This is a genomic window from Aeromonas sp. R7-4 (assembly GCF_040908055.1).
Taxonomy (GTDB): domain Bacteria; phylum Pseudomonadota; class Gammaproteobacteria; order Enterobacterales; family Aeromonadaceae; genus Aeromonas; species Aeromonas sanarellii.
This window is the reverse complement of record NZ_JBFODA010000021.1, coordinates 1-22,105: the sequence shown is the minus strand read 5'-3', so window position 1 is coordinate 22,105 and position 22,105 is coordinate 1. Positions and strand designations below refer to the sequence as shown.

General features: G+C 60.2%; 12 protein-coding genes. 9 read left to right on the top strand and 3 right to left on the bottom strand.

Features of this window, described 5'->3' with window-relative positions; translation table 11 throughout:
* Window positions 1–92 precede the first annotated feature (92 nt).
* Entirely contained in the window at window positions 93–1,361 is a 1,269-nt protein-coding gene (locus AB5Y72_RS03820; RefSeq protein WP_368198613.1) for an IS4 family transposase, read from the bottom strand.
* Window positions 1,362–1,479: 118 nt separating this feature from the next.
* Between AB5Y72_RS03820 and AB5Y72_RS03815 the strand changes: the two genes are divergently transcribed.
* Together AB5Y72_RS03815 and AB5Y72_RS03810 are read left to right on the top strand one after the other, a co-directional pair.
* A complete protein-coding gene (locus tag AB5Y72_RS03815; protein ID WP_368198614.1) occupies window positions 1,480–2,004 on the top strand; it encodes an amino acid ABC transporter permease in 525 nt (174 codons plus the stop codon).
* Window positions 2,001–2,762: an amino acid ABC transporter ATP-binding protein gene (locus tag AB5Y72_RS03810; RefSeq protein ID WP_368198612.1), complete on the top strand. Its 762-nt coding sequence runs from the start codon at window positions 2,001–2,003 to the stop codon at window positions 2,760–2,762. The genes AB5Y72_RS03815 and AB5Y72_RS03810 overlap by 4 nt, the downstream gene beginning before the upstream one ends.
* Window positions 2,763–2,846: 84 nt before the next feature.
* On the opposite strand, the gene AB5Y72_RS03805 is transcribed toward AB5Y72_RS03810, so the two are convergent.
* Together AB5Y72_RS03805 and gltB are read right to left on the bottom strand one after the other, a co-directional pair.
* Window positions 2,847–4,262 carry an FAD-dependent oxidoreductase gene (locus AB5Y72_RS03805; protein WP_042078572.1) on the bottom strand — a complete coding sequence of 472 codons (1,416 nt, stop codon included), beginning with the start codon at window positions 4,260–4,262 and terminating at the stop codon, window positions 2,847–2,849.
* 12 nt (window positions 4,263–4,274) lie between these two features.
* Window positions 4,275–8,732, bottom strand: coding sequence for a glutamate synthase large subunit (gene gltB / locus AB5Y72_RS03800; protein WP_325783017.1), 4,458 nt, complete (start codon window positions 8,730–8,732; stop codon window positions 4,275–4,277).
* A 612-nt stretch (window positions 8,733–9,344) separates the two neighbouring features.
* On the opposite strand from gltB, the gene AB5Y72_RS03795 reads away from it, so the two are divergent.
* The 7 genes from AB5Y72_RS03795 to AB5Y72_RS03765 all read left to right on the top strand — a co-directional run.
* Entirely contained in the window at window positions 9,345–10,289 is a 945-nt protein-coding gene (locus AB5Y72_RS03795; RefSeq protein ID WP_042078570.1) for a TIGR01212 family radical SAM protein, read from the top strand.
* A gap of 366 nt (window positions 10,290–10,655) precedes the next feature.
* A complete protein-coding gene (locus AB5Y72_RS03790) occupies window positions 10,656–12,800 on the top strand; it encodes a type I secretion system permease/ATPase (protein WP_042078568.1) in 2,145 nt (714 codons plus the stop codon).
* A complete protein-coding gene (locus tag AB5Y72_RS03785; protein ID WP_042078567.1) occupies window positions 12,793–14,208 on the top strand; it encodes an HlyD family type I secretion periplasmic adaptor subunit in 1,416 nt (471 codons plus the stop codon). Before AB5Y72_RS03790 ends, AB5Y72_RS03785 begins: the two co-directional genes overlap by 8 nt.
* Before the next feature lie 35 nt (window positions 14,209–14,243).
* Window positions 14,244–15,575, top strand: a complete 1,332-nt coding sequence (locus AB5Y72_RS03780) for a TolC family outer membrane protein (protein WP_319890739.1) — start codon at window positions 14,244–14,246, stop codon at window positions 15,573–15,575.
* 147 nt (window positions 15,576–15,722) lie between these two features.
* On the top strand, window positions 15,723–16,442 hold the full coding sequence (locus AB5Y72_RS03775) for a transglutaminase-like cysteine peptidase (protein ID WP_325783111.1): 720 nt from the start codon (window positions 15,723–15,725) through the stop codon (window positions 16,440–16,442).
* A gap of 3 nt (window positions 16,443–16,445) precedes the next feature.
* Window positions 16,446–18,371, top strand: a complete 1,926-nt coding sequence (locus AB5Y72_RS03770; protein ID WP_319890601.1) for an EAL domain-containing protein — start codon at window positions 16,446–16,448, stop codon at window positions 18,369–18,371.
* Window positions 18,372–18,638: 267 nt separating this feature from the next.
* Window positions 18,639–22,105: retention module-containing protein (locus AB5Y72_RS03765; RefSeq protein WP_368198611.1), on the top strand; the 3,467-nt coding region annotated here is incomplete at its 3' end.

The following is a 22,105-nucleotide window of genomic DNA, read 5'->3' as shown; positions in this document are numbered from 1 at the left end:
TAGGCTGATTCAAGGCATTTACGGGAGAAAAGATCGGCTCAAACTGAAACTGAGTCAGCCGAGAAGAATTTCCCCGCTTATTCGCACCTTCCTTAAGCGTTGATTTCCTTTAAAACGCCTTCCAAGATCCTGTTCTGTATCGATTTTCTCTGCTTGGTTCGGCAGGCGTTCTTGGCCAAATAATCAGCAGCCCATTCCAGTCGTACCCTTATTTCTGTCAGCGCCCTATGGGCCACTGCTTCCAATAGCGGCAACCACCATGTCGTACTGTTCTTTGACGCTTTCAACATCGATAGCTTCCCTGTCATCACACTCTGCGCGACCCGTCTTTTCATCACCAGCGACAGCAGGCTCGTCCACACCAATCCCTCGGCGATGGCTTTCTCCCCCGTCACAAACCCCTTGAGCCGGTTGTGCGATTTCCACTCTTTAAATAACAACTCCACCTGCCAACGGCAGCGATACAGGCTCATTACCTGCTCTGCTGACCATGCCGCTCGCGGTAGGTTCGTCATCCACAGGCAGAACCGCTTTTCCTCGGCAAACCAGCGCCGGATCAACCGATATTCCACCTTGCCGGACTTCACCACCATATCCAGTACCTCGGCCCGACAGCGACGCCGTCCGGCCTCTTTCAGTGGCAGTCCCGCCAGCTTTGGCACTTCCCGTCCATCACCGCGCCAGGCCTGGATTATCTTGGGGTTCAAGCTTTGAGTGCCTCGCACCAGATAAAATCCACCGACATCGTTCACCTGTGCAAACCAGGCTCTGTCAATGTAACCCGCGTCAGCCAGCAGCAGACAGTTGCCCAGCTTGTGAGCCTCAGGGAGAAATTGCCGCTCCCCTGCGGTATCGGCAGACACACTCATGCACAGCGGGCTCTGCTCCGACAAAGACATGGTCATATGGCACTCGATAGCCGCCGGACTGATGGTCTTGAACCGGCCAGGAAAGTCAGCCGCCAGACGCCGATGTACCGCAAAGGAGGTGCCATCGTGCAATAACACCTGCTTGAATGCGCCCAGGGAAGCCGCTTTGAGTTGAGGGTCGATCCGCAAGGCGATAGCCCGTTCAACCAGGGCTTTCATAAACAGGGCAAAGCTCTCTTTGCGCAACTGATTGTGAAACGGTTTGTAGGAAACCTGATGCGTGTTCACCAGTTGCAAGGCATTGAAATGACGGTGTAAACCGGCAATGTCATTGACCTGGTCGCCCCCCATGGCCCGCAGCAGTGCCGGGACGAGCATGGCAGGGGTAATGGCGCGCTGACGCAGACAAAACTTGCAGAGCCGAGCAATTCGCTCGAGTGCGGCGGGAGCCAGGAGTTGCTCCAGATAGTGATTAGCATTGATAATGGTCATAGGCTTCGCGCGTGTTGATTTTGTTTGGCGATAAAATCAGATCACAAACGAAGCCTTTTTTATATCTATTTCAATTGGTTGCCGCTAAAGATCCTGTACATGATATGGTCCTACTCCGCTGGCGGCCCTGGCTCGCTTCTATGTGTGGCTTGTTCGGGGCACGCCGCTGCTGGTGCAGCTCTTTCTCATCTTCTACGGCTTGCCGAGCGCCGGCATAGTGCTGGATGCCTTCACCGCCGCCGTCATCGGCTTCACCCTCAACATCGGCGCCTACAGCTCGGAGACCATCCGCGCCACCCTGGCGGCGATCCCGAAAGGGCAGTGGGAGGCGGCCCACGCCATCGGCATGAACTGGCCCCAGGCCATGGGACGGGTGATCCTGCCGCAGGCGGCGCGCATCGCTGTACCGCCGCTCTCCAACACCTTCATCTCCCTGGTCAAAGACACCTCGCTGGCGGCGGCGGTGACTGTGCCCGAGCTGTTCCAGGCGGCCCAGCGCCTCGCCTCCGTCACCTATGAGCCGCTCATCCTCTATATCGAAACGGCCCTCATCTACCTGATGTTCAGCTCGGTGCTCAGCCTGTTGCAAGATCGGCTGGAGCGCAGATTGACCCACAAAGAGACCCGGGAGGTCGTCCTATGATCCGGTTGAGCGGTATCGAGAAGCAGTTTGGTGGCAGGCCCGTGCTCAAGGGGGTGGGGCTGGCGATGGCCGCCGGCACGGTGACGGCGCTGATCGGCCCCTCCGGCAGCGGCAAGAGCACCTTGCTGCGCTGCGTGAATCTGCTGGAGCGACCCGATGCAGGCCAGCTGGTGCTGGGGGGAAGCGAGCTCGACTTCTCCCATCACCTGTCACGGCAGCAGGTGCTGATTCTGCGCCAGCAGACCGGCATGGTGTTCCAGAACTTTCAGCTGTTCCCGCACATGACGGTGCTGGAGAACGTGATGGAGGGGCTGGTGACCGTCTTAAAGTGGCCCAGGGAGAAGGCGAGGGCGAGGGGCCTGGCCCTGCTGGACAAGGTGGGGCTCAGGCACAAGGCCGAGGCGGTGCCCGCCACCCTCTCCGGCGGCCAGCAGCAGCGGGTCGCCATTGCCCGGGCGCTGGCGCCATCCCCCAAGGTACTGCTCTGCGACGAGCCCACCTCGGCGCTGGATCCCGAGCTGGCGCTGGAGGTGCTGGCCGTGCTGCGCCAGCTGGCGCGCGAAGGTACCACCATGCTGATCGCCACCCACGACCTGCGCCTCGCGGCCCAGATAGCCCAGCAGGTGATCTTTCTGGAAGGGGGCGAGGTGGTGGAGGCGGGCAGCGCGCGCCAGATGTTCACGACCCCCAGGCGAGCCCGTACCTTCGAATACATCTCTACCCTGACCGAACGGCTGCCGGAGAACTGGAGCATCTAGCCGCGACTGCCCACGAAGGCGAGATAAAGAAACAGCCCCGCACGAGCGGGGCTGTTTGCATGGCAGCTTGGTTGCGACGGCAGATCACACGGCCAGGTAGTCCATGATCCCTTCGGCGGCCTTGCGGCCCTCGTAGATGGCGGTCACCACCAGATCCGAGCCGCGCACAGCATCGCCACCGGCGAACACCTTGGGGTTGCTGGTCTGGAAGGCGTACTCCGCCTTCTCGGGGGCCTTGATGCGATCCCGGCTGTCGAGCTCGACACCGTGTTCCGCCATCCAGGGCTGGGGGTTGGGCTGGAAGCCGAACGCCATCACCACCGCATCGGCGGGCAGCACCTGCTCGGAGCCTTTGATGACTACCGGATTGCGGCGGCCGTTGGCATCGGGTTCGCCGAGCTCGGTGCTCACCACCTTGATGCCGCAGGTGCGGCCCTGGGCGTCCAGCTCCACCCCGACCGGCTGCAGGTTGAACATGAATTCCACCCCTTCCTCCTGGGCGTTCTTCACCTCCCGCTTGGAACCCGGCATGTTCTCGGCGTCGCGGCGGTAGGCGCAGATCACCCGATCGGCCCCCTGGCGGATGGCGGTGCGCACGCAGTCCATGGCGGTATCGCCCCCGCCGAGCACCACCACCTGCTTGCCGGCGAAGTCGATGTAATCGGCTTGCGCCTTCTCGAAGCCCAGCAAGCGATTGGCGTTGGAGATGAGGTAGGGCAGGGCGTCGTAGACCCCAGGCGCGCTCTCGTTCTCGAAGCCGCCCTTCATGTACTTGTAGGTGCCGACCCCGAGGAAGACCGCATCGAACTCGCCGAGCAGGTCTGCGAAGGTGACGTCACGGCCCACTTCGGTCTCGAGACGAAACTCCACCCCCATCCCCTCGAAGATCTCGCGGCGGCGCTGCATCACCTCCTTTTCCAGCTTGAAGGAGGGGATGCCGAAGGTCAGCAGGCCGCCGATCTCCGGGTACTTGTCGAACACCACAGGGGTCACGCCGTTGCGGGCCAGCACGTCGGCACAGGCGAGGCCGGCAGGGCCCGCGCCGATGACGGCGACCCGCTTGCCGGTCTTGACCACCTTGGAGAGATCCGGGCGCCAGCCCATCTCGAACGCCTTGTCGGTGATGTACTTTTCGATGTTGCCTATGGTCACGGCGCCGAAGCGATCGTTGAGGGTGCAGGCCCCCTCACACAGTCTGTCTTGCGGGCAGACGCGGCCGCACACCTCCGGCAGGCTGTTGGTCTGGTGGGAGAGCTCCACCGCCTCCAGGATGCGCCCCTCGTTGGCCAGTTTCAGCCAGTTGGGGATGTAGTTGTGGACCGGGCACTTCCACTCGCAATAGGGGTTGCCGCAGTCGAGGCAGCGATCCGCCTGCATGCCGACCTGGGCCTGGTTGAAGGGCTCGTAGATCTCCACAAACTGGATCTTGCGGATCTTGAGCGGCTTCTTGGGCGGGTCGACCCGCTGGACATCGATAAACTGGAATACGTTCTGGCTCATAGGGTTCCCTCCTTATTGCGCCTGGATTCTGAGTTCTGCACTGGAACGGCTGGTGTGGCCCAAGAGGGACTTGACGTCGCTGGACTTGGGTTTGATCAGCCTGAACTTGGGCACATAGGAGTCGAAGTTGGCCAGGATCTCCTCGGCGCGCGAGCTGCCTGTCTCGTTGAGGTGCGCCGTGATGATGCCGCGCAGGTGCTCCTGGTGGATGGCGAGATCCGCCACCTCCAGCAGTTCGACCAGCTCGGGGTTGGTGCGCTTGGCAAAGTTGCCGCACTCGTCGAGCACGTAGGCGAAGCCGCCTGTCATGCCCGCCGCGAAGTTGACGCCGGTCTTGCCGAGCACGGTGACGATGCCGCCTGTCATGTATTCACAGCCGTTGTCACCGATCCCCTCGACCACCGCCAGGGCCCCTGAGTTGCGCACCGCGAAACGCTCGCCAGCAGTGCCTGCGGCGTAGAGCTTGCCGCCGGTGGCGCCGTAGAGGCAGGTGTTGCCGATGATGGCCGCCTCGTGGGATTTGAACGCCACGCCGACGTGGGGTTTGATCACCAGCTTGCCGCCGGTCATCCCCTTGCCCACGTAGTCGTTGGCATCCCCGGTGAGGATCATCTCGAGGCCACCGGCGTTCCAGACGCCGAAGCTCTGGCCGGCGGTGCCGTTGAAGTGCACCTTGACCGGATCGGCCGCCATGCCCTGGTTGCCGTGGCGCTTGACGATTTCGCCGGACAGGCGCGCCCCCACGGAGCGGTCGGTGTTGCGGATGTCGTAGCGGAACTCGCCGCCACTCATGTTCTCCACCGCGTCCAGCAGGTCCTCCACCATCTTGAGGTTCAGCGGCCCCTTGTCGAAGGTGGGGTTGTGCTGCTGGCTGAACAGGCTGGAGCCTGCCGGTGCCACCGGGGTCGCCAGCACGCCGGACAAGTCCAGCTTGGCCTGACGGGCGGTAAGGCCGGGCAGGGCTTCCAGCAAATCGGTGCGACCGATAAGGTCGGTGAGCTGGGTGACACCGAGCTCGGCCATCAGCTCGCGGGTCTCCTCGGCGATGAACTTGAAGTAGTTCATCACCATCTCCGGCAGGCCGGTGAAGTGTTCGCGGCGCAGCTTCTCATCCTGAGTGGCGACGCCGGTGGCGCAGTTGTTCAGGTGGCAGATACGCAGGTATTTGCAGCCGAGCGCCACCATGGGGCCGGTACCGAAGCCGAAGCTCTCGGCGCCGAGGATGGCCGCCTTGATGATGTCGAGACCGGTCTTGAGACCACCGTCCACCTGCAGGCGCACCTTGTGGCGCAGGCCGTTGGCGACCAGGGCCTGCTGGGTTTCGGCCAGCCCCAGCTCCCAGGGGGAGCCGGCGTATTTGACCGAGGTGAGCGGGCTCGCGCCGGTGCCGCCGTCATAGCCGGAGACGGTGATGAAGTCCGCATAGGCCTTGGCCACGCCGCAGGCGATGGTGCCGACGCCGGGCTCGGAGACCAGTTTCACCGACACCAGGCAGTTCGGGTTGATCTGCTTGATGTCGAAGATGAGCTGGGCCAAGTCCTCGATGGAGTAGATGTCGTGGTGGGGCGGCGGGGAGATCAGGGTCACGCCGGGCACGGAGTAGCGCAGCTTGGCTATCTGGGCCGTCACCTTGTCACCGGGCAGCTGGCCACCCTCGCCGGGCTTGGCGCCTTGGGCCACCTTGATCTGCACCACGTCCGCGTTCATCAGGTAGTGGGGGGTGACGCCGAAGCGACCCGAGGCCACCTGCTTGATGCGGGAGTTCTTCTCGGTGCCGAAGCGCTTGGGATCCTCGCCGCCTTCGCCGGAGTTGCTCTGACCGCCGAGGCGGTTCATGGCGATGGCCAGGGCCTCGTGGGCTTCAGGGCCCAGGGCGCCGATGGACATGGCGGCGGAGTCGAAGCGGGGGAACAGCTTGGCCGCAGGCTCGACCTGATCCAGCGCCACCGGGGCGGTCCCCTTCCTGAGCACCAGCAGGTCGCGCAGGGTTGCCACCGGGCGCTCATTCACCAGACGCGCGTACTCCTTGTAATCGGCATAGTTGCCGGAGCGCACCGCCACCTGCAGGGTCTGCACCACGTCCGGGTTGTAGGTGTGGTACTCGCCGCCGTGGACGAATTTCAAGAGGCCACCCTGGGTCAGCGGCTTGCGGCCGAGCCAGGCCTGACGGGCCAGGTTCACCTGATCCTGCTGGATGTCGGCAAAGTCGGCCCCCTGGATGCGGCTCGACACGCCGCGGAAGCAGAGTTCGACCACGGAGCTGGACAGACCCACGGCCTCGAACAGCTGGGAGCAGCGGTAGCTGGCCACCGTGCTGATACCCATCTTGGACATCACCTTGTAGAGACCCTTGTTGATGCCGTTGCGGTAGTTCAGCATGGCCTGGCGCAGGCTCATCTTGAGCACGCCTTCTTCTACCTGCTTGGCGAGGGTCTCGTAGGCGAGATAGGGGTAGATGGCGGTGGCACCGAAGCCCAGCAGCACGGCGAAGTGATGCGGGTCGCGCACGCTCGCGGTTTCCACCAGGATGTTGGCGTCACAGCGCAGGTTGTTGTCCACCAGGGTACGCTGCACCGCCCCCACCGCCATGGCGGCCGGGATGGGCAGGGTATCCGGGCTGATGTCCCGGTCTGACAGTACCAGCAGCACTGTGCCGCTGCGGGCCGCGGTCTTGGCCTCTTCGCACAGGCGCTCCAGGGCGGATTGCAGCCCCTCTTCGGGTTGGTAGTTGAGGCTCAGCACCGCATGGCGATAGTGCTCCCCTTCCAGGGCCAGCAGTTGGTGGAAGTCGGAGTAGAGCAGGATCGGCGACTGGAACAGCACCCGGTGGGCGTGACCGAAGGTCTCGTTGAACACGTTCTGTTCGCGGCCGATACAGGTGGCCAGGGACATGACGTGGTTTTCCCGCAGGGGATCGATGGGCGGGTTGGTCACCTGGGCGAACATCTGGCGGAAGTAGTCGTACAGGGTGCGCTGGCTGGAGGAGAGCACCGCCATGGGAGTGTCGTCCCCCATGGAGCCCACCGCCTCCTGGCCATTCTCGCCGAGCACGCGGATCACCTGGTCCAGTTCCTCATAGGAGTAGCCGAACAGCTTCTGATAGGTCTTGAGGCGGTCGTCCGGGAACTCGCGGGCACCGGTGCTGGCGTCGTCCATCTGCTCGAACGGCACCAGGCGCTTGCAGTGCTTGTCCATCCACTGCTTGTAGGTGTGGCGGCTCTTGAGGTCGTCGTCGATCTCGAAGCTGGTCCAGATCTTGCCGTTGCTGGTATCGACCACGAACAGCTCGCCCGGGCCGACCCGGCCCTTCTCCAGCACCTCGTCCGGGGTGTAGTCCCAGGTACCCACTTCGGAGGCGAGGGTGATGAACTTGTCCTTGGTGATGACGTAGCGGGCCGGTCGCAGGCCGTTGCGGTCGAGCGCGCAGGTGGCGTAGCGGCCGTCGGTCATGACGATGCCGGCCGGGCCGTCCCAGGGCTCCATGTGCATGGAGTTGAAGTCGTAGAAGGCGCGCAGGTCGTCATCCATGTTCGGGTGCTTCTGCCACGCAGGCGGGATCAAGAGGCGCATGGCGCGGAACAGGTCCATGCCGCCGGCCAGGAAGAGATCCAGCATGTTGTCGAGACTGGAGGAGTCCGATCCCGTGGTGTTGACGAAGGGGGCCGCCTCCTGCAGATCCGGGATCAGCGGGGTCGCGAACTTGTAGCTGCGCGCCTTGGCCCACTGGCGGTTGCCGGCGATGGTGTTGATCTCGCCGTTATGGGCGAGGTAGCGGAACGGCTGCGCCAGCGGCCAGCGCGGGCTGGTGTTGGTGGAGAAACGCTGGTGGAACACGCAGATGGCCGCCTGCATGCGGATGTCGGCGAGATCCAGATAGAAGCGCGGCAAATCCACCGGCATGCACAGCCCTTTATAGACGGTGACCAGGTTGGAGAGGCTGACCACGTAGAAGTAGTCGTCGCTGATGCGCTTCTCGATGCGGCGGCGCACTATATAGAGGCGGCGCTCGAGATCCTTGTCGACCCAGCCCGGGGGGGCGTTGACAAAGACCTGTTCGATGCTGGGCAGGGAGGCCTTGGCGATGGTGCCGAGTACATTGGTATCGATGGGCACCTTGCGCCAACCGACCAGACTCAGGGTCTCTTTTTCCAGCTCCTCGTCGATGATGTCGCGGGTGGCCTGGGCCAGGACGGGGTCCGGGTTCAGGAACAGCATGCCGACCGCGTAGTTGCGGCCCAGGTGCCATCCCTTCTCTTCGGCGACGGCTCTGAAGAAGCTGTCGGGTTTTTGCAGCAACAGGCCGCAGCCGTCGCCGGTCTTGCCATCGGCGGAGATGCCGCCGCGGTGCTGCATGCGAGCCAAGGCTGACATCGCGAGACGGACAAGCTTGTGGCTGGCTTCCCCTTCCATGTGGGCCAACAGGCCGAAGCCACAGTTATCCCTCTCCAGCTTTGGATCATATAGTGACATTGCATTTCTCCCTTGCTCGGCCTTCCATCGCACTGTCATCAACAGATTGCATAAATTGCGATTGGCTCTTGTGGTTCCGTCCGCCTGAGGTGGCGAATCTCCAAACTAATGGGATTTTCGAGCAAGGTCAATTGGACATCCCGCCTGTTTGCAATGTTACATTGCCATAACAAAATGTGGGTTTTAGAGACTCAAACAGCATTTTTATGTATTTAATGCTGTGATATTTTTATTTATTAGTCATATACGCTGACGATGGTGACTTTGGTGGTTGACTGCATCGTGGCGCAGAACTGTAGTAATTTTACAAATTCCTTCTGCCTGGGCTTGGCGGGGATCACATTTCGAGATCCTGCATCTTGCATTTGCCCATATGCGAGCTAATCAAGATTTTTTCAGTGCTAACAGCCGGTTAGGGGAGTATTGTTTTCTCTTTTTTCCCGTTTTTCCTGGCAGGGGTGGTTTCCAAAAGTAGCCGCAAAAGCCTTTTGTTGGGTATTTATCGCACTCGACGTGAATATTTATATGATTTTAGGGAAGGGCCTGGCTTGATCCAGCTCAGCCTGCCCGGCGGTGCGTACCGCTAAAATGGCGCCTCATCTCGGAGGTGTCATGCAGTTACACGAACTCGTCAATACATTCGGCCAGGACCTCAAGCAGCGTCACGGCCAGAAGATCCACAAACTCTCCATTCACGGCGCCTTCACCTGCCCGAACCGGGACGGCACCCTGGGGCGCGGCGGCTGTACCTTCTGCAATGTCTCCTCCTTCGCCGACGAGTCGGCCCAGCAGCTCTCCGTGGTGCAGCAACTGCTGGCCCGCCGGGACGAAGTGACCCGCGCCAAGCGCTATCTCGCCTATTTTCAGGCCTATACCAGCACCTATGCCGAAGTGGAATATCTGCGGCGCATGTATGAAGAGGCGCTGTCGGTGAGCGACATGGTGGGACTCTGCGTCGGCACCCGCCCTGACTGCGTGCCGGATGCGGTGCTGGATCTGCTGGCGGACTACCAGGCCCGGGGTTACGAGGTATGGCTGGAGCTGGGGCTGCAGAGTGCCAACGACAAGACCCTGCAAAGGATCAACCGGGGACACGGTTACGCCGCCTATGCGGATGCGGTGCGGCGAGCCCATCTGCGCGGCATCAAGGTCTGCGCCCACCTTATCGTCGGTCTGCCGGGGGAGGCGGCCATGGAGAGCCTGGAAACCCTGCACCGCGTCGTGGAGACGGGGGTGGAGGGAATCAAGCTGCATCCGCTGCACGTGGTACAGGGCAGTACCCTCGGCAAGGCGTGGCAGGCGGGACGGCTGGATGTGCTCACTCTGGAGCAGTATGTGGCAGCGGCGGTCGCCATGATCCAGCACACGCCCCCCGAGGTGGTCTATCACCGCGTCTCGGCCTCGGCGCGCCGCCCGACCCTGTTGGCACCCGCCTGGTGCGAGAACCGCTGGACCGCCATGACCGAGATCGCCGCCGAACTGGCTCGCTTCGGTCCCCAGGGACAACGCCTGGGACGTCCCTTCTCTCTCCCGCTTTCAAATGAGCTGAGGCTCTAATTTCGTCAAAAAAACAGTGGGTTATTAGATGAAATTCAGTCTTTGCAGTATAGTTTCGTTCAAGTCACCTTGATAAGATGGTGGGCTTGAAAAAAGATATGTTTATCAATAACTCTTTGCGGTTTATGTACCGGGCGGGATCTCTTCGCACTGGGTGGCAGCTTCCCCGATGACACCGAGCGCCCTGCATGTCCATTCCTTCCCGGCATGACGATGTGGGAGTCTGGCCGTGGGCTGTGTGCCACTGCCCCGTGCGCTAATTGGGTTGTCGGTTTGTGGCGGGGTCGCTGCCTGCATTCATGAAACGCGCCAGATTCCGGGTGATGATGACCGACAACCTTCCGAATCATGTTTTGATGGGATGCTATGCAAGCAGAAACCAGCCATATAGATGAGCTATTGGAGTGCCTGGTCTTTTTGACCCGCTTTTATGGGGTGCCCAACAGCCAGGATGCCCTGACCACTGGCTTGCCGCTGGTCTCCGGTCGCCTGAGCACGGCACTCTTCAGCCGTGCCGCCGAGCGTGGCGGCCTCTCCGCCCGCGAGGTGATCCAGCCGCTCGATCAGATCTCCTCCCTGCTGTTGCCCTGCGTCCTGCAGACGCGTCATGGCGGCGCCTGCATCCTGCTGGAATGGAATGAAGACCGAAGCCAGGGCAAGGTGATCTTTCCCCAGGCCGGGGATGCAGCCCAGTGGGTCAGCACCGCCCAGCTGGGAGACGAGTACAGCGGTCGCCTGTTTTACGTCAAGCGGCAGTTCAAGTTCGACGAGCGCTCCCCCAAGGTGCTGGAAACCCGCGACGGTCACTGGTTCTGGAGCACGCTGTTCGAATCCCGGGGCATCTACCGAGACGTGCTGATCGCCTCCATCCTCATCAACCTGTTCGCGGTGGCCAGCCCCCTGTTCACCATGAACGTGTACGACAAGATAGTGCCGAATCTGGCATTCGATTCCCTCTGGGTATTGGCCGTCGGGGCCATGGTGGTATTTACCTTCGATTTCGTGATGCGCCAGCTGCGCAGCTACTTCATCGACATCGCCGGCAAGAAATCCGACGTGCTGCTGTCGGCCAAGATCTTCGCCAAGGTGATGGGGATGAAGATGGAATCCCGTCCTGCCTCGACCGGTGCCTTTGCCAAGCACCTCCAGGAGTTCGAGTCCGTGCGGGAGTTCTTCACGTCGGCCACCGTTTCCACCCTGATCGATCTGCCGTTCGCCATCTTCTTCCTGTTCATCATCTGGATCTTCGCCGGCGTCATGGTGGTGGTGCCCATCGTCGCCATCCTGATCCTGGTGGCGTACAGCTTCTATATCCAGGCACCGCTGAAGCAGTCCATCGAGGAGGGGTCACGCCTCGCCTCCCAGAAGAATGCCAACCTCATCGAGAGCATCTCTGGCCTCGAGACCGTGAAGATCTTCGGGGCCGAGAGCATGTTCCAGCATCGCTGGGAGCAGGCGGTATCCCATATTTCGACCTGGGGTGTGCAGACCCGGCGCATCACCAACTCCATGTCGTCGCTCGCGAGCTACATCCAGCAGGTGGTGACGGTGGGACTCGTCATCGTCGGCGTCTACCAGATCTCGGAAGGGCTGGTGACCATGGGGGGCATGATCGCGGCCGTGATGCTGTCGAGCCGCGCCATCGCCCCCATGGTACAGCTCTCCGTTCTCTCGACCCGCTATAACCAGGCCAAGTCTGCCCTGGAGATCCTGGAGAAGATCATGATGACGCCGGGCGAGCAGGAGGAGGGCAGGCAGTACATCCACCATCCTGTCATCCAGGGGCGCATCGAGTTCGAGAACGTCTCCTTCAAGTATCCGGGCATGGAGAGCAGCACCCTGCACAACATCAACCTGCGTATCGAGCCGGGCGAGAAGGTCGCCATCATAGGCCGGATAGGCGCGGGCAAGACCACCCTGGAGAAGTTGCTGATGGGGCTCTATCGCCCCACGGACGGGCTGGTGCGTCTCGACGGCTTCGAGCTGGATCAGCTGCCGCCGACCGCCATTCGCCGCAACATCGGCTGCGTACCGCAGGACGTGACCCTCTTCTTTGGCTCGGTGCGGGACAACATCATGCTGGGCAATCCCCTGGTGGACGACGCCCGTGTCCTGCGCGCGGCCAAGCGGGCCGGGGTGACCAACTTTACCAACCGGGATCCCAATGGCCTCGACAGGCAGATCGGCGAGGGGGGGCGTCAGCTCTCCGGCGGCCAGCGTCAGGCCATACTGCTGGCCCGGGCCCTGCTCAACGATCCCCCCATTCTGGTGATGGACGAACCGACGTCCAACATGGACAACCAGTCGGAGATGCACGTCAAGCAGGAGCTGGCGCGGCTGGGGCCCGAGACCACCCTGATCCTCATCACCCACAAGACCTCCATGCTGGACGTCGCCTCCCGGGTCATCGTCGTGGAGCAGGGCAAGATAGTGGCGGACGGCCCCAAAGAGGTGGTGCTGCAACAATTGAAGGAAGGCAAGGTGCGGGTGCAGGAGACGGCTCATGGCTAGCAACTGGTTCAAGAAGTCGGCTCCCGATACCGTCTTGCCCGCCCCCGAGCACCTGGAATACGTGGACGATGGCGCCGCGGCCGTCTTGCTGACGACGCCGACCCGCGCCAGGGTGCTGCTCTGGGCCTGCTTCCTGTTTTTCATGAGCGCCATCGTCTGGGCCGCCTGGGCCGAGCTTGACGAGGTCACCGTCGGCCAGGGCAAGGTGATCCCGTCTCGCCAGCTGCAGGTGATCCAGAACCTGGAAGGGGGGATCGTCAAGGAGATCTTCGTCAAGGAGGGGGACATCGTCGAGAAGGGGCAGCCTCTGCTGCGCATCGACGACACCCGCTTCAAGTCCGATTTTCGCGAACGGGAGCAGGAGCTGGTGACCCTGAAGGGGGACATCGCCCGCCTGCGTGCCGAGATCCGCAGCGTGGTGGTCAAGAGCGAGCCCAATCTGGGCTGGCGTGAGCAGGTGGTCATCGACAAGCAGCCCATCGAATTTCCCGAAGGGTACGAGAACGTGTTCGCCGAATATGCCGCCCGTGAAAAATCGGTGCAGGAGGCGAGGCTCAACAACCTCAAGAACCAGCTTTACATTCTGGGGCAGCAGATCGAGCAGAAAGAGCAGGAGACCATAGAGCTCAACGCCAAGATCAGGACGGTGGGCCGCAGCGTGGATCTCGCTCGTCAGGAGCTCAACATCAGCCGTCCCCTCGCAAAAGAGGGTATAGTTCCTCAAGTGGAGCTAATAAAGCTGGAGCGGCAGGTCAACGAGATGCAGGGTGAGCTGGAGGCGAACCGCCTGCTCATCCCCAAGCTCAACTCGGTGCTGCGGGAGACCATCTCCAAGCGCAACGATATCGCCCTGAAATTCAGAGCCGACTCCCAGACCGAGCTCAATGAGCGGCAGGGCAAGCTCAGTCAGTTGTCCGAGGGCCAGGTCGGTCTGCGGGACAGAGTCGATCGAACCAGTGTGATCGCGCCCCTCAAAGGCACCATCAAGAAACTCAAGATCAATACCCTGGGAGGCGTCGTCCAGCCCGGCATGGATCTGATGGAGATAGTACCGCTGGAAGATACCCTGCTGGTCGAAGCCAAGGTGTCGCCCAAGGATATCGCGTTCCTGAGACCCGGATTGGAGGCCGTGGTCAAGATAACCGCTTATGATTTCACTGTTTATGGAGGTTTACATGGAAAGGTTGAACAGATAAGCGCTGACTCGATCCAGGATGAGGAGGGCAACTCCTTCTATCTGGTGCGAGTACGAACCGAGAAGAGTTATCTGGGCGATGAGCTAAATGCACTTCCCATCATCCCCGGTATGTTAGCCAGTGCAGATATCATTACTGGTAAAAAAAGTGTCCTAGACTACTTGCTGAAACCCATCTTGAGGGCTAAGCAGTCGGCACTGAGAGAACGATAAGCCAACAATCTAAAAACAACATGACTGGAGATACCATGAAGAAGACGATTGTTGCCATGCTGGTTAGTGGCACCATACTGTTCCCGGGCCTGAGCCAGGCACAGACGCTGGAACAGTCAGTGGCACAGTCACTGGCTACCCATCCGAAAATCAAGGAAGCTTTTGATCTCTATCAGGCACGACTGTACCAGCATGATGGAGCCAAGGGCGGCTACTATCCCACCATCGATCTGCGTGGTGGCGTCGGTTACGAGAAGACCGACAGCCCCTCCACCCGCGCGGCGGGGGCCAACTCGCAGACGATCGATGACTCCATGACCCGTAAAGAGGCCGGGATCAGCCTGCGCCAGATGCTGTTTGACGGCTTCAACGTCAGCAGCAACGTGGCCCGGACCGATGCCGCTGCCCAGGCCCAGCGTCTCGCCCTGATCTCGGAGGCGGAAAACACGGCGTTGCGTGTGGCAGAGGTGTACCTCAACATGCTGCGTCAGCAGGAGATCCTGGAGCTTTCCAAGCAGAACCTGGAAACCCACGAGCAGATCCGCAGCGACATCCAGAAACGGACCGATTCCGGTCTGGGGTCGACGGCGGATCAGACTCAGATCGACGGCCGGGTGGCGCGCGCCTACTCCAACCAGGCGGCGGCCGAGAACAACTATCGGGATGCCGAGAGCGAGTTCATCCGCGTCGTGAACGAGGTGCCCAAGGATCTCGTGCAGCCGGTGCCGAACACCCAGCTTCTGCCAGCCACGCTGGAAGATGCGCTGAAGACGGCGACCGAGGTGCATCCGACCCTGCTTTCCTCCCTGCAAGACATCGAGGAGGCCAAGTACCAGCATGAGGGGTCCAAATCCGGGTTCTATCCGAACGTGGCCTTCGAAGTAGACCAGAACTGGAACGAGGACATTGATGCGGTCAAGGGGCGCAACGACGATCTCACCGCCATGGTCCGGATGCGTTACAACCTGTTCCGTGGCGGCTCCGATCTGGCTGAAAGCAAGGCCACCTCGGCACTCTATTCCCAGGCGAAAGACATTCACCTGAATGCCTTCCGTCAGGTGGAGGAGGGGACTCGTCTGGCCTGGAATGCCAAGGAGTCGCTGGCCAAGCAAAAAGTCTTCCTGAAAGAGCACGTGGACGCCAGCTATGACACCGTACAGGCGTACAAGAAACAGTTCGGTCTGGGCCAACGGACCTTGCTGGATGTGCTGAACACGGAAAACGAGCTGTTCGAGGCGCGTCGCAGCTACATCACGGCCGAGTATGACTCCCTGCTGGCGGATTATCGCATCCTCAATGCCACGGGTGGTCTGCTCAACGCCATGAATGTACAGCAGCCCGCCGAGTGGCAGGCCAACAACAACTGATGGCCATTGCGCTGATGCAATATCAGACAGGAGGAATGGCTGCAGCTTGCTGCAGTCATTCTTTTATGTGTTTGGCCCTGCGTTGAAGATTGCGATGGCATGCCACAGGGGAATCATGTGACATCGGTGGGCAAGAACGAGGGCCGTCTGTTGTGGCCTGCATGGCGCATTTGCTCGGCGCAGCGTTGGTTGTCTCGTCTGCTGTGGCTGGTGTTGCTCGCCATTCCCCTGCTGCTCAGCGCCAGTCAGCCCTTGTCATCGGAAGATCTCAAGCTGGTCAAGCGAGCGGAGGAAACTTATGGCCCTCGTGCAGGGAAACGGGTGACCAACTGGCGTACCCTGGCGATGCAGAGCAGCGCCGCAGGTCTGACGGATCGACAGAAGCTGGAGAAGGTAAACCAGTTCTTCAACCAGATGCGTTTTATCGATGACATCAAGTTGTGGCACAAGAAGGATTATTGGGCGACGCCGCTGGAGTTTTTGGGGGCTGCGGGCGGAGACTGTGAAGACTTCAGCATTTCCAAGTATTTTACGCTGCTGGAGCTTGGCATTCCGGATGAAAAAATGCGAATGGTATATGTCAAAGCATTGGATTATAACCAGTTTCATATGGTCGTTGCCTATTATGAGACGCCTGCGTCAGTTCCTCTTATTCTGGACAATATTGTCGGAGCCATTCGTCCGGCCACGCAGCGTGCGGATCTGGTGCCAATTTACAGTTTTAACGGTAGTCACTTGTGGCTGATGAAAGCACGTGGTCAAGGGGAAATGGCCGGGCAGTCATCTCGCTTGGGATTATGGACGGATTTACGCAATCGCATGACGTCAGGGCGATTGGCTCGGCCTGCGGTGAATTTGGATGATTAACCTATGACGCTCTACAGACAACTATTGGCAACCATGCTGTTACTGTTCGGATTGCTGTTTGCCGCCACTTATTGGGTACAGTTCGATTCGACCCGCAGTTACCTGGCGCAGCAGCAGGAGACCACCGTCATCAATACCTCCACCGCGCTGGGTCTGGCATTGACGCCCTATCTGGAAAACGGTGACAAGGTGGGGGCCGAATCCGTCATCAAGGCGGTCTTTGACGGCGGCTACTACAAGCTGGTGCGCCTCGATCTGCTGGCATCCAAGAATGTCATCGAACTCGAGAACAGCAGCCAGATCGAGGGCGTTCCCCAGTGGTTCATCGGGCTGGACCTTTTTCCTGAGGTATCCAATGAATCCATCTTGACCTCGGGTTGGTTGCAACTGGGCAAGTTGAAGGTGGTGGGCCACCCGGGACAAGCCTACTACAAGCTTTGGCAGGGCATGAGCGAGCTGGCGACCTGGTTCCTGGTCGGATTCCTGCTCACCACGCTCCTGTTGATGCGGGCGCTCAACTACCTGCTCAAGCCACTCAAGCTCATCTGCGAGCAGGCGGTCGAGATAGAGCTGCACCATTTCGGGCACGCCATTCCCGAACCCAGGACCCGTGAATTGAAGCAGGTGGTGCAGGCCATCAATACCCTCTCGAGCAAACTGGCGGTGCAATTCAAGGAGCAGGCGGACGAAGCCGAGAATCTGCGTGCCCGTGTCTATGTCGATGCCGTGTCCGGCCTCGGCAACCGCTCTTACTTCGTCGGGCAGGTCAATGCCTGGATTGCCGAGGCGGGCCAGGGGGGGGTCATGCTGGTGGCCGTCGACATGCTGGACGATCTCTATCGCGAAGAGGGCTTTGCCGCGCGAGACAACATGGTCAAGTCCATCGCCCAGGTGCTCAGGGAGCTGCTGGATGGGTGGAATGGGGCGGCCCTTGCCCGCATCTCGGCCACCGAATACGCCTTGCTCTGTCCGACCGACGAGCTGTCGCAGCTCAAGGATCTGGCGGAACTCATCAACAGCCGCATCGCCGATCTGGTGGTCAACCCCATGGGAGAACGAGGTGCACTTTCCGTGGTCGGTATCGCCGGTCGTGACGGGAGTGACGATCTCTCGGCCCTGTTGACCAAGGCGGACAATGCCCTTGGCAAGGCGCGCAACGAGCGGCGCGGTGCCGTCGTGATGGAAGGGGGAACAGAGCAGGGCCTGATGGGACGTCTGGCCTGGCGTGATCTGGTGCAGGACGCCATGGCCAGAAACCTCTGGCGCTTCAAGGCGCAGCCCGCCTGTCGCTTCGATGATGGCACGCGTCTGCATGCCGAGTTGTTTGCCGCCATCTCGCGAGACGGGACCGATTACTTCGCGGGCCAGTTCTTGCCGGCCATAGAGCAATTCAAGATGGGGGCCGAGTTTGACAAGGCGATACTGGACGCCTGCCTCCCCTTGTTCCAACAGCACTCCGATCTGGTGCTGGCAGTCAATATCACGGCTGGTTCTCTCTGTTCGGATGAGTTCCTGACCTGGCTGAAGGGCTATCTGGCGCAAAATGGCGAGCTGAAAGAGCGGCTGCTGTTCGAGATCCCTGAGGCGGCCATCATGAAACACAAAGAACAAGTGACCAGCCTGGTCGAGGTGCTTAGGGCACATGGATTCCTGTGGGGAGTCGATCATTATGGCCGCCACTTCCAATCCCTCGGCTACCTGGAGGAGCTGGCCCCCGCTTACGTCAAGGTGGACCATGGCTATACCAGTCAGGTGATGGAACCTGGTGCAGATACCTCCTTCCTGGCGGCGGTGTGTCGGGCTGCCCATAATGCGGGTGTGACGACGATTGCAACCCGGGTTGAAGATCAGCAACAGGTTGAGGTGTTGTCCAGCCTGCACATAGACGGTTATCAGGGCTTCGTTCATCCGGCCTTCCCACTGCCGTAAGTCACACAACGCGATAAAAACGGGCCCATTAAGGGCCCTTTTTTATATCTATTTAGAATATATCAGTAGCCTTTGTGCGATGAAGAGACAAGAGAACGGAATGTATGATTGTTACCTCATTGATTTCTATGTGTAAAAAATATTCGTTCGATTTACTGCATCGGATGAAGCCAAAGAGATTCAATCCTGTACATTTTTGCAACGGAAGCCAGATGGGCGCGCATCTAGAGTGTAGGCATCAAGATCTGTCACCTTGGAGCAATGGATATGCGCACCCAAATCATCGACAAAACCGTCGTCGTCTCTTCCGTGGAAGGCAATGTTCAGATCCTGCTTGCCGATGGCAGCAGCCGTCCCCTCCAGCCTGGCGAGATATTGCAACCAGGCGCCAGGCTCAATATTGCCGATGATGCCAAGTTGATGCTGGCTCCCTACGATGACAGCCCGGCTCCGGCCGATGCCGCCCCTGCTGGTCCGGATGTTCCCGCCGGTGGACAACCCTCCTCATCGGTTGCCACTCGTCAGCCGGGCTCGCCAGAGGTGTCGCCGGAAATTGCGGCACTGCAAGAATCCATCTTGCAAGGGGTCGACCCGACTCAGAACTTTGAAGCTGCGGCAGCTGGCGGAGCGCCCGCCGCAGGTGGTGGCGGTGGCATCGGCGGGGTGGCGGGAGCCAGTGGCAACGGTGGCTTTGTCGTTATCGATCGGATTGGTGATGCAACCATCGCGGCGGCCGGATTTGACACCAGCTATGCCGCCCTGGCCCCACAAGATGTGCTGCAGGAAGATGACCTGCTGCCCGACAATGAGCTCGATGATCTGGATGAATCCTCCGTTACCCTGGAAGATCAGGCCGTCAGTGGCAACCTTCTGGACAACAGTACCAACCCGGACGGCCCCCTCGAGGCATCGATTGTCTCATATAGCTGGGGCAGCAACCTCGGCATCGAAGCGGGTGTCGAGAGCACACTGGATGGCATCGGCACGCTCATCATCAATGCCGACGGCTCCTATACCTTTACGCCGGCCCCGAATTACTCAGGATCCGTGCCTCCGGTCAACTACGTTGTGACCGATGGTGCCGATACGGCTGTCTCCATATTGACGGTTACCATTACTCCCGTGGATGAGCCCGTTTCCCTGGAAGGGTTGCAAGTAGACGGTGGTGAGCTTGTCCTGGATGAGGCGGCATTGGCAGATGGCAGTAATCCCAATAGCTCGGCCCTGACCAAGAGCGGCACCTTCACCTTCAATGCGGCGGATGGCGTGCAAAGCCTGACGCTGGGCGGTGTGGTACTCGTCAACAATGGCCAGGTCATCACCGGCTTCCCTCAGGCGATCCCCAGCCCGCTGGGCAACCAGCTGCTGGTCACCGGGATCAGCTACAACCCGGTCACCGGTATCGGCAGCGTGAGCTACAGCTATACCCTGAATGATAACGAAGTCCACAACCAGCCCGCCAATGACACGGCTCTGACAGAAAGCTTCAATGTCGTGCTGACGGACAGCGATGGTGATAGCACCAGCGCCAGCCTGGATGTCGTGATTCGGGATGATGTCCCGAGCGCGAAGGATGATGCCGGTGGGATTGTAACCGAAGATGTGGCGAGCAGTTTGAACGGTAATGTGCTGAGCAACGACGTCGTCGGAGCCGATAAACCTACGGCCTTTGCAGGATGGAATGCGAGTGGGCATGATAATCAGACAGCCCTGACGGCGTTGAATACCTATGGCACCTTTACGCAGAATCCTGACGGGACCTGGGCGTATGAGCTGGACAACACCAGAGCTGCGACACAGGCGCTGACTGCGGGTTCGAGCCTGAGCTATGACGTCTGGTACACGATGACCGATTCCGATGGCGATCAAAGCATCGCTAAGCTGACCATCAACATCCAGGGGGCAGATGACACTGCCAAGGTTACGGTGGCGGCGAACGGGGCTGATACGACTGTATTCGAAGCCGGGCTGAATCCGAACGGTTCGGCTGCTCAGACCAATGCGGAAACAGACGGTAGTACCTTCCAGGTATTTGCCAGCGATGGCATCAAGCAACTGGTGATTGGCGGCATCACCTTTACGGTGGCGCAGCTGCAGGATCCAGCATATCTGGCGGCTCATCCCATCAATACCGGTGAAGGTACGCTGACGTTAACGGGCTTTAGCAGCGCGGATGGCAAGACGGCGGCCATTAATTACAGCTACACCCTGGATGCCGCCCAGACCCACACCAAACCGGAGAGTGATACAACGCTGACGGATCAGGTGCTGATCACGCTGGAAGGCGTGGGAGGCAGCAGGGCTTCTGGCACCCTCAAGATAGACATTATCGATGATAGACCGACCCCGAGCGTGACGGCCAATGCTGGCGGTACGGCGGCGTTGACGGTCTCACTGGACGAAACCACCGGTGCCAGCGACCACTATGCGTTAGGCGAAGCAGCCGATAGCTACGTCAACGATGATCTGCCCGGTGCGTTGGCCAGAGTGACCACTGCATTGAGCGGTGGCTTGCTCGGTCTGTTCACCATCAACGGCAGCTATGGTGCGGACGGTATAGGGTCGCAGAGCTCGGTGATAAGCTTCCAGGGCGTACCGATCGGCGGGCTGGCCACCAACCTGGTAGCCACCGATGGTGGGGCGATTACCCTTGTCAGCAGTAGCCCGACCCTGCTGAACGGTGTGGACGGAGATGGTGATACGGTATTCACCATAGCGATCGTCAACGTTGGAGGTGTGCTGCAACTGCAGACTACCCTGTTTGAGGCGCTGGATAACGGCAAAACCAGTCTGTATGACGAGGCAGTAGAACTGCTGTTGGGACAGGGCAGTACGCTGTCACTACAGCTGCAAGTGACCCGTACCGATGGTGACGGCGACACAGTCGTAGCATCGGACACCGTGATGCTGGCCAACCACATCACCTCGGCTTTCAGCTTCGACGACGACGCACCTGTGGCTAATGACTACACCGGCGCTAACTTTGCCGAGGGCAGTGGCGCGCACAACATCGGGTCTGCCACCACGGTGCTCGGTATCAGTGCGGGTGAGGATGGCTTGCAGGGCACCCTCCAGGACATCGTGTTCACCAACCAGGGCGCGACGGGTGGCACGCTGGCCATCGATGGCTCGGGCAATCTGATTTACACCTCACCGGGTAATGTGACCAGTGGCGCTGCGGTGACCGAGACCTTCTTGTACACAGTGACTGACAAGGATGGTGATGCGATTACCCGGACGGTGACGTTCGGTGTGACCGATACGGGGGTCAGCAATGTCTCGGCCACCAATGAATTGGTCGATGAAGACGATATTGTGGGGGGTAACACAGGCAATGCCGGTGGTGCGGGCGACGATGTGCCGGTAACTACAGGGCATATCTCCTATACCCTGGGTGCAGATGCCCTGCAGGGCATCACGCTGTCGGTCGCGAACACGGGGTTGACCAAGCTGGACGGTACGACAGTCCAGACGAGTTGGAATGCGAATACCCACACCCTGACTGGTTATGGCACCAGCTTGGCGGATGTGGTGTTCACCATTGTGCTGAAGAACATTGGCAGCGGTGGTGCAGACTATGACATGACGTTGTTCCAGCCGGTGACACACCCGGGTCATGATGACCTGTCAACCAGCGACGTGGTGGAGACATCGTTTGAGGATAATGTTGGCTTCACGGTAGCGGTCAGTGTCAAGGATGTGGACAACAGCGAAGGGACTACCAGCTTCACGGT